Genomic DNA, 16,000 nt, shown 5'->3' on the forward strand with positions numbered 1-16,000 from the left:
TGGTGGGTCGTGTAGGATTCGAACCTACGACCAATTGGTTAAAAGCCAACTGCTCTACCAACTGAGCTAACGACCCAACGCGAGGCGCATGATACTGATTTAATTCAGGAAATCAACACTTCGCGAAAACTTTTTCAGCAGTAGCGCGTCGCATCAGGCACACCGGCAGCGGCGAAACCGGCTGCACGCAGGCGGCAGCTGTCGCACTTGCCACAGGCGCGGCCGTCATCATCGGCCTGGTAGCAGGAGACAGTGAGTGCGTAATCCACGCCCAGGCGCATACCGGCCTGGATGATCTCGCCCTTGCTCATCTGCTGTAGCGGTGCGCGGATAACAAAGCCCTGCCCCTCCACACCCGCCTTGGTCGCCAGGTTAGCCATACGCTCGAAGGCGGCGACGAACTCGGGACGGCAATCCGGGTAGCCCGAGTAATCCACCGCGTTGACGCCAATGAAGATATCGCGCGCCCCCAGCACCTCGGCCCAGCCCAAGGCCAGCGCCAGAAACACCGTGTTGCGTGCTGGCACGTAGGTGGCGGGAATACCTTCAGTGGGCGATTCGGGCACGGCGATGCTGCTGTCGGTCAACGCCGAACCGCCGATGCCGTTGAGGTTCAGGCCAATCACCTTGTGCTCGACCACGCCCAGTTGCCGGGCGACGCGCTCGGCCGCCTGCAGCTCGGCGCGATGGCGCTGGCCATAATCGAAACTCATGCTGTAGCAGGCGTAGCCCTCTGCCTTGGCCATGGCCACCACAGTGGCCGAGTCCAGGCCGCCGGAAAGGAGGATGACCGCTTTATTGTCGTTCATGTTCAGTGTCCCGGCTCGTCGTTCCAGAGAATCTTGTGCAACTGCAATTGCAGACGTACGGGCAGGTTGTCGGCCACGATCCAGTCGGCCAGGGCACGTGCATCGACCTGTTTGTGACTGGGCGAGAACAGCACTTCGCCGGCTCGAGCAGCCAGGTCATATTCGATCAATTTGGATACTGCCCAGTCGTAGTCTTCACGCGAGCAGATGACGAACTTGACCTGATCGTTGCGTGTCAGCCACTGGACGTTCTCGTAGCGATTGCGCTGCACTTCGGCAGATCCAGGCGTCTTCAGATCGAGCACCTTGCTGACCCGTGCATCAACCGCTGAGACGTCGAGCGCACCACTGGTTTCCAGCGACACCTCGTAACCGGCATCGCACAGACGCGCAAGCAGAGGGATGCAGTTGGGTTGAGCCAGCGGCTCGCCGCCGGTGACGCAGACGTAGCGCGGCCGATAGGCGGCCACCTGGTCGAGGATACTGTCCAGCGTGACGATCTCGCCGCCACTGAAGGCATAGGCGGTGTCACAGTACTGACAGCGCAGGGGGCAGCCGGTAAGGCGCACAAATATCGTCGGCAAGCCGGCGGTACGCGTCTCCCCCTGCAACGAGTAGAAAATCTCGGTGATACGCAGAGTTTCTTGCATGGTAGCCACGAGCGTGATGACGAAACAGGCCATCCGCTTCCGTTGCGTGAAAAGACAGGAACGCCGGCAGTGGCCGACATTCGACAAGGCATGGCGACAAGGACATCAGCCGAGCTGAAACCCCGCCTCGCATGCGAGCGCTCATTCTAATGGATCACGCGAGGCCAGATAAGAAAAACCCGCGACGAGCGCGGGTTTTCGTCAATTGCTGGCTTACAGCCGCTGCAGATCGCGCTGGGCCAGTTGGGCGGCCGAGCTACCCGGGTACTGCGCGATGACTTGCTGAAGGATGCCACGGGCCTTGTCGTTGTGACCCAGGCGACGTTCGACATCGGCCAGCTTGAACAGCGAATCCGGCACCTTGGGGTGACTCGGGTAGGCCTGGCTGACCTTGGCAAAGGCTTGACCGGCTGCTTGCAGATCACCCTTGGCCAGATTCACTTCGCCCAGCCAATACTGCGCGTTACCCGCGTACTGGCTGTTGGGATAACGATTGAGAAAGGCGCTGAACGCCTGCGACGCCTTGTCGAAGTCCTTGGCCTTGATCAGGTCGAAGGCAGCGTCGTAATAGAGTTTTTCCTTGGCCGGATCACCCGGCTCGGCGCTGGCCTGCTGCTGTGCGGCAGGTGGCGTCGGGGTGCCATTGGCGTTTACCGCGCCATCGGCTGAATTCTGTGCGGGAGCTCCACCGGCAGCGGCGCCAGAGGAAATGCGTTGGTCCAGATCCTGGTAACGCTCCAGGCCTTCCTGCTTGAGGCGCTGGATTTCATTCTGCTGCTCTTCGACCATGCCCCGCAGTTGCGCAATTTCCTGCTGCATCTGCTCGAGCTGATTGAACAGCATACCCTGCGCAGAAGCGGGTGCTTGCGCACCCGCTCCGGCGTAGGTGCCGGCCGTACCATAACCCGCCGGTGGATAGCTGCTGCCCTGTTGCATGGAGCTGCTTTCCAGTACGGGAACCTCCGCCATCGCCGCAAGCGGCAAGGCGAGTGCCAGAAGGGTCAGGATACGGCGGCAATCTCGCATGGCAGCTTACTTACGCAGCTCTACGCGACGGTTCTGAGCCCAGGACTGCTCGTCGTTGCCAGTGGCAACCGGACGCTCTTCGCCGTAGGAAACCAGTTCCAGCTGAGCCGGGGAGACGCCCTGCAGAACCAGGTAGCGTTGAACGGCCTTGGCACGACGCTCGCCCAGAGCCATGTTGTACTCACGGGTACCGCGCTCGTCAGCGTGGCCTTCCAGAACGACGCGAGCGCCGTTGCCTTTCAGGTCCTTGGCGTGTACGTCAAGAGCGCGCATGGCTTCGGCCTTCAGGTCGGAGCTGTCGTACTCGAAGTAGAAGGTGGTGATAGCGCGCAGAGCAGCTTCTTCGCTCAGGCTGCCATCAACAGCGCCAGTGTTGGCACCGTAGCCAGCGTTCGGGTCAACTGCGCCTTCACCAGCAGCGTCGCCGCCTTTGGAGGAGCAACCTACAGCAACGGCGAGAGCCAGGGACAGTGCAGCGAACTTACCGAATTTCAGCATTTCCATCATGTAACTCCTAATGAACCCCAGTTGTGTTAAGCAAAAAGGTGTAGCACCGCATCAGTTCAGGTAAGGGGACCAAGAAGGCTCTCGAACTTCGCCTTGAGCGGTAGGAAGAGGGAGCCTCACGCGTCCATTGGTGGACGCCAACATCAAGACTCCCCGGCCCTGCTGGCGGGTGGCGTAGATTAGCATGGTGCCATTGGGCGCAACAGTGGGCGACTCATCCAAACTTGTGTCTGAAAGTATGCGCAAACGGTTGGTTTCCAGATCCTGTGCAGCCACCTTGAACACGGTGAAGCCATCCTGACGATGAATCATCACCAGGGTCTTCTCATCAGCCGACAATTTCGGGTTGGCGTTGTAGTTACCGACGAAGGTCACTCGCTCCACAGCCCCGCTATTGATGTTGGTCTTGTAGATCTGCGGACGACCCGCACGATCCGAGGTGAAGTAAAGGGTCTGACCATCCTTACCCCAGAAGGGTTCGGTATCGATGGCGTAATGGTTGGTAATGCGCCGCATCTGCCGGCTGCCCATGTCCATCACGTAGATTTCCGGGTTGCCATCGCGCGACAGCACGAAGGCCAGACGGTTGCCATCCGGCGACCAGGCCGGCGCGCCATTGAGGCCTTCGAAGTTGGTGATCTGCTCGCGACGCCCGGTGTCGATGTGCTGCACGAAGATGCGCGGGCGACGCTGCTCGAACGACACGTAAGCGATACGGCGGCCATCCGGCGCGAACGACGGCGACAGGATCGGCTCGCGCGATTGCAGCAAGGTCACCGCACGGGCACCGTCGTAGTCGGAGCGCTGCAGGGTGTAACGGGTGTTGCTGGTGCCCATGCGCTCGGCAGTGACATACAGCAGGCGCGTAGAGAATGCCCCCTTGACGCCGGTGAGCTTCTCGAACGACTGGTCGGCGATATGGTGAGCCATGTCGCGCAACTGATCGGTGCCACCACCGACATTGCCGGTCATGACCTGCTGCTCGGTACTGACGTTGAACAGCGCGTACTGAATCTGCAAGCGGCCACCATTGGGCACGATGTTGCCGACCAGCACGTACTGCGCGCCGAGCGCTTTCCAGTCGCGGTAGATGACTTCGCTGGCCTGGGTCGGCAGGCTGATCATGTTCTGCCGCGGGATCGGTTCGAAGTAGCCGGAGTTGCGCAGGTCGTTGCCGATGATCTGCGACATGTCTTCAGGCAGTATCGAACCACCCTGCCAGCCGAACGGCACGACAGCAATGGGTGTGGCGCGGTCAGCGCCCTGGGAGATCACCAGCGGGTCGGCCGCCTGGACGCTACCGACCAGCATGACCAGCCCCAACAGGGCGATACGAATCAGGTTGTTCACAGAGCTCAATCCTCCGGTTTGAAAATAACGCGTCGCTGCCTGTACATACGGTCGAAGGTAGCGCGATCCAATTGTTGCATCTCGGGAATACGCCCGACGTTACGTACAGCTGCAACGGCCGAGTTGTCGAACGGTGCATCGCCACTGGAGCGCGATACGCTGGCGTTGGTCACGGTGCCATCGGGCAGCATCTGAATCAGCAACTCGACGCTCATGCCTCGACGCGCCGACATCGGCCGCTGCCAGTTCTCGGTAATCAGCTTGATGATCAGATCATCGAGGTTGCCGGCAACCTGGTCACCATGGGTCTCGGCCAGCGCCTGCTGGTTCTGCACATTGTCCGACAGCAGTTCGGCCAGCGCTGCCGCCTTCTGATCCTCGGCGGCCTTGCGCCGTGCATCCTCGGCGGCTTTCTTCTTCGCAGCTTCGGCGGCTGCCGCTTTTTTCTTGGCCTCTTCTGCAGCGGCCTTCTTCTTGGCCTCTTCAGCGGCTTTCTTCTTCGCCTCTTCCTCGGCGCGCTTCTTGGCGATATCCGCCTGACGTTTCTGCTCGGCGGCCTTATCGGCCTCGGCTTTCTTCGCCGCCTCGGCCTTTCGAGCCTCTTCGGCCTGCTTTTGTTCCTCGGCTTTCTTGGCTGCGGCTACCTTCTGCGCTTCGGCCTGGGCCTGCTTCTGCTCCTCGGCTTTCTTCTGTTCCAGCCTTTCGGTCTCGAACTGTGGCGCCGAGGTCTTCTGCGCCTCGCCTGCAACCTTTTGCGTAGTCTGCGTAGTGGCCTGGCTCTGTGACTGCAACTGATACAGCGTAGCCTGCACCACTGGACGCGCCGGTGGCAGCTCCGGGGTGAAGGCGAAGCTGACGAACAGCATGGCGAACATCAGGACATGCAGACCCACCGCCCAAACCACGGGCCAGAAGTAGCTTTCCGATTGCGAACGCTCGGTTTGCTGCATCAGGGAGCCTCGGTAATCAGTCCGACGTTACCCACGTCGGCCTGCTGCAGACCGCCCATGGCCGACATCACGGTGCCGTAATCGACCGTGCGATCACCGCGCACGAACACCTGCACCTGCTTACCCTGACGACGGTTCTCGGCAATGATCGCCGACACGGCCTGAGTCATCTGCTCGAGGGTCGAGGCCCGCTCCTGCTCGGTGTCGACGTCGACCTCGCTGCCCATGTTCCAGTAGTAGGTCTTGTCGGCCTTGATGGAGATGGTCAGTACCTGCGCGTCGTTGTCCTGCGGCAGCGCTTCACTGCTGACCTTGGGCAGATCGACCTTGACGCCCTGATTGAGCATCGGCGCGGTGACCATGAAGATGACCAGCAGTACCAACATCACGTCGATGTAGGGCACCACGTTCATCTCGGCGACCGGTTTGCGTCTGTTGCGAATTCTCGCCATGGTTAAAACCTGTCCTCTTCGCTCGCCTTAGTCTTCCGAGGTGTGCACTTTGCGGTGCAGGATGGCCTGGAACTCGTCGGCGAAGGTGTAGTAACGACCGATCAGCATCTCGCTGCGGGCAGAGAAACGGTTGTAGGCGATGACCGCCGGAATCGCCGCAAACAGGCCGATGGCAGTAGCGATCAGCGCTTCGGCAATACCCGGTGCCACGGTAGCCAGCGTGGCTTGCTGCACCTGGGCCAAGCCGCGGAAGGAGTTCATGATGCCCCATACGGTACCGAACAGGCCGATGTACGGGCTGGTGGAGCCGACGGTGGCGAGAAACGGCAGCGCGGTTTCCAGCTTCTCTTCCTCGCGGGAAATGGCCACGCGCATGGCACGCGCCACGCCGTCCATCACCGCATCCGGGTCGACGCCCTGCTGCTGACGCAGACGGGAGAATTCCTTGAAGCCGGCACGGAAGATCTGCTCCAGACCGGAATCCGGATCGGGGTTGCTGCCGGCCTGGCGATACAGTTTGGACAGGTCGATGCCGGACCAGAAGCGATCTTCGAAGTTGTCCAGCGCACGCTTGGCGGCGCGAATGGCATTGCTGCGCTGGAAGATCATCACCCAGGAAATGACCGAGGCGGCCACCAGGGTCAGCATCACCAACTGAACCAACAGACTGGCGCTACTGATCAGACTCCACATCGACATATGGTCAACGGCGTTAGCTTCCACGCTTACTCTCCTGCTGCAATTAGACCCGGCGCCTGCGTCCCAGCGAACGCGTGTCGCAGGGTTTCGGGGATAGCCCGGGGTTTCAAGTTGTCGGCGCGCACACAGGCCACCAGAAACTGCCCTTCGCAGAGCAGCACATCATCCGTAGCCCGCCTGACCTGTTGACGAAAGCGCAGGCTGGCACGGTTCAATTCGATCACATCGGCGCTGATCACCAGTTCGTCATCCAGGCGCGCCGGCGCGTGATAACGCGCCTCAGCAGAATGCACGACGAACAACAGGCCCTCACCGGCAAGCGTCGACTGGGCATAACCCAGCTCACGCAGACGCTCGGTGCGAGCCCGCTCCATGAATTTGAGGTAGTTGACGTAGTAGACGATGCCGCCCGCATCGGTATCTTCGTAATAGACCCGGCAGTGGTGGCTGAACGGCTGGACTCCGTTTTGCGCGCGCATACTCTAGTCCCCGGCCTGCTGCTTGCCAATCCGGGCTGGTAACAATTTTTTCGTCATTCGTCACCTGCCGCGAAAAGATCGCCAGCGACCTGCTCGCCAGCGCGCTTGGGAATATTCAGCCCGAAGTGCAGGTAGGCATGGCGAGTGACCACACGTCCGCGCGGCGTGCGCATCATGTAACCCTGCTGAATCAGATACGGCTCGAGCACATCCTCGATGGTATGGCGCTCCTCACCTATCGCCGCCGCCAGGCTGTCGAGCCCTACCGGGCCGCCATCAAACTTCTCGATCATGGCTAGCAGCAGGCGGCGGTCGGAATGATCGAAACCGCGCTCGTCGACATCCAGCAGATTCAACGCCTGATCGGCGGTCAGCTGCGTGATATGGCCGTTACCGCGCACTTCGGCAAAGTCGCGCACACGACGCAACAGGCGGTTGGCAATACGCGGCGTACCACGCGCACGACGGGCAATCTCAAAAGCACCCTTGGCCTCGATGGGCAGGCCGAGAATCCCAGCTGAGCGCGAGACGATGGTGGCCAGGTCGTCGATACCGTAGAACTCCAGGCGCTGGACGATACCGAAGCGGTCGCGCAGCGGATTGGTCAGCATGCCGGCACGGGTGGTGGCGCCAACCAGGGTGAAGGGTGGCAGATCCAGCTTGATCGAGCGGGCCGCCGGGCCCTCGCCGATCATGATGTCGAGCTGGAAGTCTTCCATGGCCGGATACAGGACTTCCTCGACTACCGGCGAAAGACGGTGAATTTCGTCGATGAACAGTACATCGCCGCTTTCCAGGTTGGTCAGCAGCGCAGCCAGATCACCCGGTCGCTCAAGCACCGGGCCGGAAGTGCTCTTGATCGAGCTGCCCATTTCTTCGGCGATGATATGGGCCAGGGTGGTCTTACCCAGGCCCGGTGGGCCGAAGATCAGCGTATGGTCGAGTGCTTCCACCCTGCCCCGCGCAGCCTGGATGAACAGCGCCATCTGTTCGCGCACGACGGGCTGACCGATGTAGTCGGCCAGCCGCAACGGGCGAATGGCCCGGTCCTGCTGCTCGTCGCGCTCACGTGGGCTGGCGGTAATCAGGCGATCGGCTTCGATCATCAATAAGGTTCCACTAAACCATGCCGCGCAGCGCGCGTCGGATCAAATCTTCACTGCTCATACCATCCTCCTTGACGGCGGCAACTGCTCGGCTGGCCTCCTGCGGCTTGTAGCCAAGGGATATCAGGGCACTGACGGCATCATTCTCCGCGCTTGAGACTGCCTGAGCCAGTTGAGGTTCCACCACCAAAGGCGCAATGGACGGTATCGACTCCCAGGCCTTGAAACGATCCTTGAGCTCGACCAGCAGACGCTCGGCGGTTTTCTTGCCCACTCCAGGTACCTTGACCAGCGCCGCCGTGTCCTGGGCCTGCACGCAGCGCACCAGCTCATCGACCTCCAGCCCCGACATCAGCGCCAACGCCAGCTTGGGGCCGACGCCATTGAGGCGAATCAGCTCGCGAAACAGTTCACGCTCGCGCTTTTCGAAGAAGCCATACAGCAGATGCGCATCTTCACGCACCACCAAGTGAGCGTGCAGGGTTACCGGTTCGCCCACCGCAGGCAGACGATAAAGGGTCGTCATCGGTACTTCCAGCTCATAACCGACGCCATTCACATCCAGAAGCAAATGCGGCGGCTGCTTCTCCGCCAGAGTGCCGCGCAAACGTCCGATCACCACTGTTTTCCTTTAATCCGATTACAAACGAAGACGGCCGCCACGCCGCTTGGCGCCGGCAAGCCCGTGGGGAATGAGACTCTGCCTGTGATGGGCATGACACAGAGCGATGCCCAGGGCGTCGGAGGCGTCGATCTGCGGTTTCTGCACCAGCTTGAGCAGATGCATGACCATCATCTGTACCTGCTGCTTGTCCGCCGCACCGGTGCCGACCACGGCCTGCTTGACCTGGGTCGCGGTGTACTCGCTGACTTCCAGCCCCGCCTCCACCGCTGCGACGATGGCCGCGCCACGCGCCTGCCCCAGCTTGAGCGCCGAATCGGCATTGCGCGCCATGAACACCTGCTCGATACCCATGGTCACCGGACCATGGGTGCGAATCACCTCGCTGACTCCGCGAAAGACGATTTGCAGACGCTCGGCCAAAGGACCGTTGCCGGTACGAATGCAGCCCGAGGCCACGTACTCGCAACCGCGCCCGGTATCACGCACCACGCCATAGCCGGTAATACGCGAACCCGGGTCGATGCCTAGAATCAGGGTCATATCAGCAACTGTCTATTTATCCAGTTGGCGAGTATACGGGGCGCCCTCGTCGACGTCATCCGCCAGCCGGTCAGCCTGACGAAAAAAGCCGGAAGCGCTGTGCAGCGCTTCCGGCCTTCTCATTCGTAGGGCAGGTGCAACCCGCCATCATAAGCTTGGCGGGGTTCCCCCGCCCTACAAAACCGCCCCATATTGGATGGGGCTACAGCCTCAGCCGAGCTGTTCCATGATCTCGTCAGCGACTTCAGCGTTGTGATAGACGTTCTGCACGTCATCCAGGTCTTCGAGCATATCGATCAGTTTGAACACCTTCTGCGCCGTTTCCAGATCGGCAATCGGCGCGCTGATCGAGGGGATCATGGCGATTTCCGCTTCCTCGGCCTTGAAACCAGCAGCGCTCAGTGCTTCGTTGACGGCATGGAACTCGGTGAAGCTGGTCGACACCAGGGCCGAACCGTCCTCTCCCATTTCCACATCGTCGGCACCGGCTTCCAGCGCTGCCTCCATCAGGGCATCTTCATCGACACCCGGCGCGAAGCTGATCTGCCCCTTGCGCTCGAACATGTAGGCAACCGAACCATCGGTGCCGAGGTTGCCGCCGCACTTGGTGAAGGCATGACGCACTTCGGCTGCGGTACGGTTGCGGTTGTCGGTCATCACCTCGACGATGATCGCCACGCCGCTCGGCGCATAGCCTTCGTAGCTGAACTCGACGACGTTGTCGGCTTCGTTGTTGCCGGCGCCGCGGGCGATGGCGCGGTCGATCACGTCACGCGACATGTTGTTGGTCAGTGCCTTGTCCACGGCCAGGCGCAGACGCGGGTTGTCCGCCGAAACCGGACCACCATGCTTGGCCGCGACCGTCAGCTCACGGATCAGCTTGGTGAAGATCTTGCCGCGCTTGGCGTCCTGACGCCCCTTGCGGTGCTTGATGTTGGCCCATTTGGAATGACCAGCCATAACTCACTCCATCTATAAGGTTTCACAATTGCAGGGGCGTAAGCACTTGAGTCTCTCCACCCCATAACGAAGAAGCCTGGGATCTCCAGGCTTCTTTTGCAGGCTTATTCGGCCTTGGGTTGCTCGCGCAGGCGGATGTGCAGCTCGCGCAGCGACTTGGCGTCCACCACACCCGGCGCCTGAGTCATGACGCAGGCCGCGCTCTGGGTTTTCGGGAAGGCGATCACTTCTCGGATCGACGAAGCACCGGTCATCAGCATCACCAGACGATCGAGGCCGAAGGCCAGGCCACCATGGGGCGGCGCGCCGTATTTCAGCGCATCGAGCAGGAAGCCGAACTTCTCCTGCTGCTCTTCTTCGCTGATGCCGAGCACACGGAAAACGGTCTGCTGCATGGCCTTGTCGTGAATACGGATCGAACCGCCACCCAGTTCGGTGCCGTTGAGCACCATGTCATAGGCGCGCGACAGCGCGGCAGCCGGGTTGGCCTCCAGCTCTTCGGGGCTGCAGCTCGGCGAAGTGAACGGGTGGTGCATGGCGGTCAGGCTGCCGTCGTCGTTCTCCTCGAACATCGGGAAGTCGACGACCCACAGCGGTGCCCACTCGCAAGTCAGCAGGTTGAGGTCATGGCCCAGCTTGATGCGCAGCGCGCCCAGGGCCTCGCTGACGATCTTGGCCTTGTCGGCGCCGAAGAACACGATATCGCCGTCGACAGCGCCAACGCGGTCGAGGATGACGTTGATGTTGTCCAGCGGGATGTTCTTGACGATCGGCGACTGCAAACCATCAACGCCGGCAGCACGCTCGTTGACCTTGATATAGGCCAGGCCCTTGGCACCGTAGATGCCGACGAACTTGGTGTAGTCGTCGATCTGCTTGCGCGGCATGCTCGCCCCGCCCGGCACGCGCAGCGCGGTCACGCGGCATTTCGGGTCGTTGGCAGGTCCCGCGAAGACCTTGAATTCGACGTCCTTGAGCTGATCTTCCACATCGACCAGCTCCAGCGGGATACGCAGGTCCGGCTTGTCCGAACCGAAGCGGCGCATGGCTTCGGCCAGGGTCATGTGCGGCAGTTCGCCGAACTCGACATCGAGCACTTCCTTGAACAGGTTGCGCACCATGGTCTCGGTGATGTCCATGATGTCTTTTTCATCGAGGAAGCTGGTCTCGATGTCGATCTGGGTGAACTCCGGCTGACGGTCGGCGCGCAGGTCCTCGTCGCGGAAGCACTTGGCGATCTGGTAGTAGCGGTCGAAGCCGGCGACCATCAGCAGTTGCTTGAACAGCTGCGGCGACTGCGGCAGGGCGAAGAAGCTGCCAGCGTGGGTGCGGCTCGGCACCAGATAGTCGCGCGCACCTTCCGGGGTGGCGCGGGTCAGGATTGGGGTTTCCACGTCGAGGAAACCGTTGTCGTCGAGGTAGCGACGGATACTGCTGGTGATGCGCGAACGCAGTTTCAGCTTCTCGGCCATTTCCGGGCGACGCAGGTCGATGAAGCGATAGCGCAGGCGGGTTTCTTCACCAACGTCGGTGTATTCATTGAGCGGGAACGGTGGGGTTTCCGCTTCGTTGAGCACTTCCAGTTCATAGCCCAGCACTTCGATGGCACCGGACGCCATGTTCGGGTTGACCGCACCGGCCGGACGCAGGCGAACCTTGCCGGTGATCTTCACCACGTATTCGCTGCGCACGCGGTCGGCCTTGGCGAAGGTCTCGGCACGATCAGGATCGAATACCACCTGGGCCAGGCCTTCACGATCACGGATATCGAGGAAGATCACCCCGCCATGGTCACGGCGACGATGTACCCAGCCGCAAAGGGTGATTTCCTGGCCATCCAGGCTCTCGTTCAACTGGCCGCAATAGTGGCTGCGCATCATGATCGTGTTTCGCTTCTCTAAGGTCTTGGATAGGTCAGGCAGCCCCCAACGCCCTGGGCAGGAGCCACACCACAGCGAACGTCCAACCGTACGCCGCGCTTCGATAAAGAGCGGGATTATATAGCGTAAATCGTCATGACGCAGCCGCTCGGCAGATGCCTTCTATAATGAACAGCGCCTCCTGCCTGGAGAACGACCATGGCCCAACCCCATCGCAGCGACCTGTCCAGCGATCTGCTGGAAGATTTCCGCCTCGACGCCGCCGAGCAGTTTCCCCGCTGCGAGCAACTGCTGATCGAACTGGAACGAGCGCCAAAGAGCTCGGAACGGCTGCGCGAGCTGTTTCGCCTGATCCATACGCTCAAGGGCAATCTTAGTTACGTCGGGCTCAACGAACTGATGCCGTTGCCACAAGCCATGGAGGACGTACTCGACGCCCTGCGCTCGGGGCACCTGACCTTCGACAGCCTGCTCGGAGACATACTGCTGCTCAGCCTCGACCATCTGCGCGCCCAGATCGCTCAGGCACTGGGTGGCGCCGACCCAGCCCCGGATAGCACGCAGGTCAGCCAGCTGTGCAACGCGCTGCAGGCGCTGGCCATAACGCCGAATGAGCGACAGACCAAGGTACGACTCGAGCTGCTGCAGCAGATGGACCCCAGCACTCGCCTGCAACTCACCGAAGAAGCGCAACCAAGCCGCATCGAAGCGCTGCTGGCACGCCACGCGATCGTGGTCCAGCCCGATCTGCAGTTCTTTTGTGCACTGACCGAGGCCGCCGAACAGCGCTCCCCCTACTGGCGAGGCCGCAACCTGCGCCTGCTGGAACTGGCACTGAGCATCAATGCAGCGGGCGGCTACGCGGAACAGCCGGAGCAACTGGCGGCCGCAGTCTGCCTGCATGACCTCGGCATGGCCTTCCTGCCGCTGGAGCTTCTGCACAAGCAAAGCCATTTCAGCCGCGAAGAACGCCGCATGATGCAAGGCCACCCGCGCCTGGCCAGCGACCTGCTCAAACGCATGCCTGACTGGTCGGCGGCGATGGAGATCATCATGCAGCACCAGGAACATGCCGATGGCTCTGGCTACCCCAAAGGCCTGAGCGAAAGGGAGATAGCCCCAGGCGCACTGATCCTGCATATCGTCGACACCTTTGACGCAAGGACCCATGAACGCGCGCATCAGACATTGAGCAAACGCCCATTGCTACGCGCCATCCTTGAAATCAACAACCTTGCCGGCCAGCAATTCAGCGCCCATTGGGTGGAGGTATTCAATCGCACCCTGCAGCAGCAGCCGGGACTGGCGCACGGCTGAGCGGGCATTGCACCACGCACCGGACTGACGCCGCGCCAGGGCCGGGATTTATTGGCCGCAAATGAACCGTCCGCTATCAATAGCCTCTAAACATCGCTTTCATTGATATAAGCCAGGATCATCCCGACGCCCTGCGTGTTAGGCTCTCACCAACACTGCGGGATAAACACCCTGGGCTCACCTGAAAGGAGAAAAACCATGGAAATCAATATCGGAATCGCCGAACAGGATCGCGCCACCATCGCCGAAGGCCTCTCGCGCCTTCTGGCCGACACCTACACCCTGTACCTGAAGACCCATAACTTCCACTGGAACGTCACCGGTCCGATGTTCAACACCCTGCACCTGATGTTCGAAGGCCAGTACACCGAACTGGCGCTGGCGGTTGATGCAATCGCCGAACGAATCCGTGCACTGGGCTTCCCGGCGCCAGGCACCTACGCCGCCTACGCCCGCCTGTCCTCGATCAAGGAAGAGGAAGGCGTACCCAGCGCCGACGAAATGATCAAACTACTGGTGCAAGGCCAAGAGGCCGTCGTACGCACTGCGCGCGGTATTTTCCCGCTGCTGGACAAGGTCAGCGACGAGCCGACTGCCGACCTGCTGACCCAACGCATGCAGGTGCACGAGAAAACCGCCTGGATGCTGCGTAGCCTGCTCGCTGTTTGAGACGCTCAGAGGCCCGGTGATCCGGGCCTTTCCATTAGGCATGCAGCCTCGCCCTGATCTATGCTCTGGCCATTCGCCATTGAGTTTCCGACACCCATGAGTCAGCCAGCCAAACCGCCCAGCATCATCGACCTGTACCCGGAGGAAACCCGCGAGGCGGCCGAGCTCCTGAAGCAAGCCGTGCCACTGATGATGCGTCACGATATCCCACCAAACCCGGTGCACTATGCACTCTGGTACACCTACAGCAGAGGCAGCGAACCAGAGCTCAACCGCCGCCTGGACAAGGTGGTCGAGGACTTTGACGTATTCCCGCTGGAAACCGCCAGCCGGCTGTTTCGCGATTACATCATCCGCGGCGAGCTGGAAGAAGCTCGCGCCGGCCAGCAGCAGGTAATCGAGCTGGTCGATGATATCGAAGGCGACGTCTCACGCAGCGTGATTGGCGGCCAGTACTACCAGCAGAGCCTGAGCCAGGGTCTCAGCGCACTGCAGGAACCCATCGTCGACGATCTACCCAGCGTGCTCAGCGATCTGCAGGAAAGCACCCAGCTGATGCAGGATCAGCAGGAAAAATTCCTTTACCGCCTGCGCGCCGCGCAGCAAGAGATCACGCACCTGCGCAGCCAGTTGGAGCGTGCACATCTGGCAGCAACGCTCGACAGCCTGACCCGCGTATTCAACCGCCATGCCTTTACCCGTTTGCTGGAGCGCGCCCTGAACGAGTCACAACAGGGCCTGGCGCTGGTGATTCTGGATATCGACCACTTCAAGCAGTTCAACGACCAATACGGCCATCCACTGGGTGACCGCGTACTGCAACACGTCGGGCAACTATTGCGTGACCTGCTGCCACCGGAGGCCTTTGCTGCGCGCTACGGCGGCGAAGAGTTCTGTGTGGTACTGCGTAACTGCGCCAACCTCAACGGAGTCCTCGATTTCGCCGAACAACTGCGCCACAAGATCCAGTCACTGAGGGTCAAGGTAAGGCGCACGGACCAGATTCTGGACAGCATTACCGCGTCCTTCGGCTGCGCCATGGCCGAAGAAGGCGACACATTCGAATCTCTGCTCACGCGGGCTGATGACGCGCTTTATCAAGCCAAACGCGCCGGGCGCAATCAGGTCCACCCCATTACCAGCGAAACGATGCTAAGCGCTTGATTTGAGAAGCCCCCGCCTTTGCTGTTAAATAGTCTCGCACGCCGCATTACCATTCTGCGGCGTCGCCAACCTTGTATACCGGCGCGCGTCGTTGCCGTTCAACTGGCAACCCTTGAAGCGCGCTCTCTCCGCAACACCTTGAGTCATCATTCAATCAGTGAGTTCATCGAAGATGTTGAAGATTGCCCATCTCGTGACAGGGTTTGCCGCCCTGCTGCTGTCTGCCGTACCCGGTTTTTCCACTTCGTTCCTGACCACCCCGGATGCCATTTATCTGGCCCTGATCGGCCTGTTCAACCTGCTTGCCGCAGCGCAACAACAGAACGCCCACCCCGCGCGCCAACAACTGCTGGGGCTGTCATCGGCTCTATTGATACTGGCTGCCGTGGTACAGAGCCTGATCCTGCTTGCCCCGCTGCCCAGCATCGGTAGCCAACCCGCCATCTGGTTACCGCTTCTGGCCTTGGTCGTTGCCGTGGCGCTGAGCCTCGCAGCACAGCTGGGCACGCAGCCGCGCAGCGCAGATCGACGCCCGCCCGTACAACAAGCCAGTGCCAGCACCAGCGTGACTCCAGATGATCGCGAGACTGGTACGGTCAAGTGGTTCAATACGTCCAAGGGGTTCGGCTTCATTTCCCGCGACTCGGGTGACGATATCTTCGTGCACTTTCGCGCCATTCGCGGCGAGGGCCACCGCGTACTGATCGAAGGTCAACGCGTGGAGTTCTCGGTCATGCAGCGTGACAAAGGCCTGCAGGCGGAGGACGTGATCGCAGCAGCCCCTTCACGGCGCTGAGCAGCACGTAAAGAAAAGCCC

Annotated in this window: 18 protein-coding genes and 1 tRNA gene; 4 read left to right on the top strand and 15 right to left on the bottom strand. The window is 61.0% G+C overall.

Going from position 1 to position 16,000, the window contains the following annotated elements; translation table 11 throughout:
- From BLS08_RS08640 to aspS, 15 genes are all read right to left on the bottom strand, one after another.
- Window positions 1-76 (bottom strand) — tRNA-Lys (locus BLS08_RS08640).
- A 58-nt stretch (window positions 77-134) separates the two neighbouring features.
- Window positions 135-809: a 7-cyano-7-deazaguanine synthase QueC gene (gene queC / locus BLS08_RS08645; protein WP_055983683.1), complete on the bottom strand. Its 675-nt coding sequence runs from the start codon at window positions 807-809 to the stop codon at window positions 135-137.
- 2 nt (window positions 810-811) lie between these two features.
- Window positions 812-1,459 carry a 7-carboxy-7-deazaguanine synthase QueE gene (queE, locus tag BLS08_RS08650; protein WP_055984706.1) on the bottom strand — a complete coding sequence of 216 codons (648 nt, stop codon included), beginning with the start codon at window positions 1,457-1,459 and terminating at the stop codon, window positions 812-814.
- 213 nt (window positions 1,460-1,672) lie between these two features.
- Window positions 1,673-2,485 (bottom strand): tol-pal system protein YbgF, encoded by an 813-nt coding sequence (gene ybgF / locus BLS08_RS08655; protein WP_031306452.1) that lies wholly within the window; start codon window positions 2,483-2,485, stop codon window positions 1,673-1,675.
- A gap of 6 nt (window positions 2,486-2,491) precedes the next feature.
- Complete coding sequence (gene pal, locus BLS08_RS08660) at window positions 2,492-2,989, bottom strand: peptidoglycan-associated lipoprotein Pal (protein WP_003241687.1); 498 nt, start codon at window positions 2,987-2,989, stop codon at window positions 2,492-2,494.
- A gap of 54 nt (window positions 2,990-3,043) precedes the next feature.
- Window positions 3,044-4,342: a Tol-Pal system beta propeller repeat protein TolB gene (tolB, locus tag BLS08_RS08665; protein WP_055983686.1), complete on the bottom strand. Its 1,299-nt coding sequence runs from the start codon at window positions 4,340-4,342 to the stop codon at window positions 3,044-3,046.
- Between the two features lie 5 nt (window positions 4,343-4,347).
- On the bottom strand, window positions 4,348-5,295 hold the full coding sequence (tolA, locus tag BLS08_RS08670; protein WP_031306451.1) for a cell envelope integrity protein TolA: 948 nt from the start codon (window positions 5,293-5,295) through the stop codon (window positions 4,348-4,350).
- Window positions 5,292-5,744, bottom strand: a complete 453-nt coding sequence (gene tolR / locus BLS08_RS08675) for a protein TolR (protein WP_021488348.1) — start codon at window positions 5,742-5,744, stop codon at window positions 5,292-5,294. The genes tolA and tolR overlap by 4 nt, the downstream gene beginning before the upstream one ends.
- A gap of 27 nt (window positions 5,745-5,771) precedes the next feature.
- The gene (tolQ, locus tag BLS08_RS08680; protein WP_021488347.1) at window positions 5,772-6,467 is read right to left on the bottom strand and encodes a protein TolQ; all 696 of its coding nucleotides are present in this window, start codon (window positions 6,465-6,467) and stop codon (window positions 5,772-5,774) included.
- A 2-nt stretch (window positions 6,468-6,469) separates the two neighbouring features.
- Complete coding sequence (ybgC, locus tag BLS08_RS08685) at window positions 6,470-6,922, bottom strand: tol-pal system-associated acyl-CoA thioesterase (protein WP_055983695.1); 453 nt, start codon at window positions 6,920-6,922, stop codon at window positions 6,470-6,472.
- A 53-nt stretch (window positions 6,923-6,975) separates the two neighbouring features.
- Window positions 6,976-8,028, bottom strand: a complete 1,053-nt coding sequence (gene ruvB, locus BLS08_RS08690; protein ID WP_017677958.1) for a Holliday junction branch migration DNA helicase RuvB — start codon at window positions 8,026-8,028, stop codon at window positions 6,976-6,978.
- A 13-nt stretch (window positions 8,029-8,041) separates the two neighbouring features.
- Window positions 8,042-8,647 (bottom strand): Holliday junction branch migration protein RuvA, encoded by a 606-nt coding sequence (gene ruvA, locus BLS08_RS08695; protein ID WP_017677959.1) that lies wholly within the window; start codon window positions 8,645-8,647, stop codon window positions 8,042-8,044.
- Between the two features lie 21 nt (window positions 8,648-8,668).
- Window positions 8,669-9,193: a crossover junction endodeoxyribonuclease RuvC gene (gene ruvC / locus BLS08_RS08700; protein ID WP_017361755.1), complete on the bottom strand. Its 525-nt coding sequence runs from the start codon at window positions 9,191-9,193 to the stop codon at window positions 8,669-8,671.
- A 210-nt stretch (window positions 9,194-9,403) separates the two neighbouring features.
- Entirely contained in the window at window positions 9,404-10,153 is a 750-nt protein-coding gene (locus BLS08_RS08705; protein WP_017677960.1) for a YebC/PmpR family DNA-binding transcriptional regulator, read from the bottom strand.
- 104 nt (window positions 10,154-10,257) lie between these two features.
- A complete protein-coding gene (gene aspS, locus BLS08_RS08710) occupies window positions 10,258-12,033 on the bottom strand; it encodes an aspartate--tRNA ligase (RefSeq protein ID WP_017677961.1) in 1,776 nt (591 codons plus the stop codon).
- Window positions 12,034-12,231: 198 nt separating this feature from the next.
- Between aspS and BLS08_RS08715 the strand changes: the two genes are divergently transcribed.
- The 4 genes from BLS08_RS08715 to BLS08_RS26800 all read left to right on the top strand — a co-directional run bounded on the left by BLS08_RS08715 (window position 12,232) and on the right by BLS08_RS26800 (window position 15,979).
- Complete coding sequence (locus BLS08_RS08715) at window positions 12,232-13,350, top strand: HD domain-containing phosphohydrolase (protein ID WP_017677962.1); 1,119 nt, start codon at window positions 12,232-12,234, stop codon at window positions 13,348-13,350.
- Between the two features lie 198 nt (window positions 13,351-13,548).
- Window positions 13,549-14,019 (top strand): Dps family protein, encoded by a 471-nt coding sequence (locus tag BLS08_RS08720; protein ID WP_017677963.1) that lies wholly within the window; start codon window positions 13,549-13,551, stop codon window positions 14,017-14,019.
- 96 nt (window positions 14,020-14,115) lie between these two features.
- A complete protein-coding gene (locus tag BLS08_RS08725) occupies window positions 14,116-15,183 on the top strand; it encodes a GGDEF domain-containing protein (protein WP_017677964.1) in 1,068 nt (355 codons plus the stop codon).
- A 172-nt stretch (window positions 15,184-15,355) separates the two neighbouring features.
- The gene (locus BLS08_RS26800) at window positions 15,356-15,979 is read left to right on the top strand and encodes a cold-shock protein (protein ID WP_017677965.1); all 624 of its coding nucleotides are present in this window, start codon (window positions 15,356-15,358) and stop codon (window positions 15,977-15,979) included.
- The last annotated feature ends 21 nt before the right edge of the window (window positions 15,980-16,000 follow it).

Origin of the sequence: Ectopseudomonas chengduensis (assembly GCF_900102635.1) — a bacterium.
In the GTDB taxonomy this organism is placed as follows: Bacteria; Pseudomonadota; Gammaproteobacteria; order Pseudomonadales; family Pseudomonadaceae; genus Aquipseudomonas; species Aquipseudomonas chengduensis.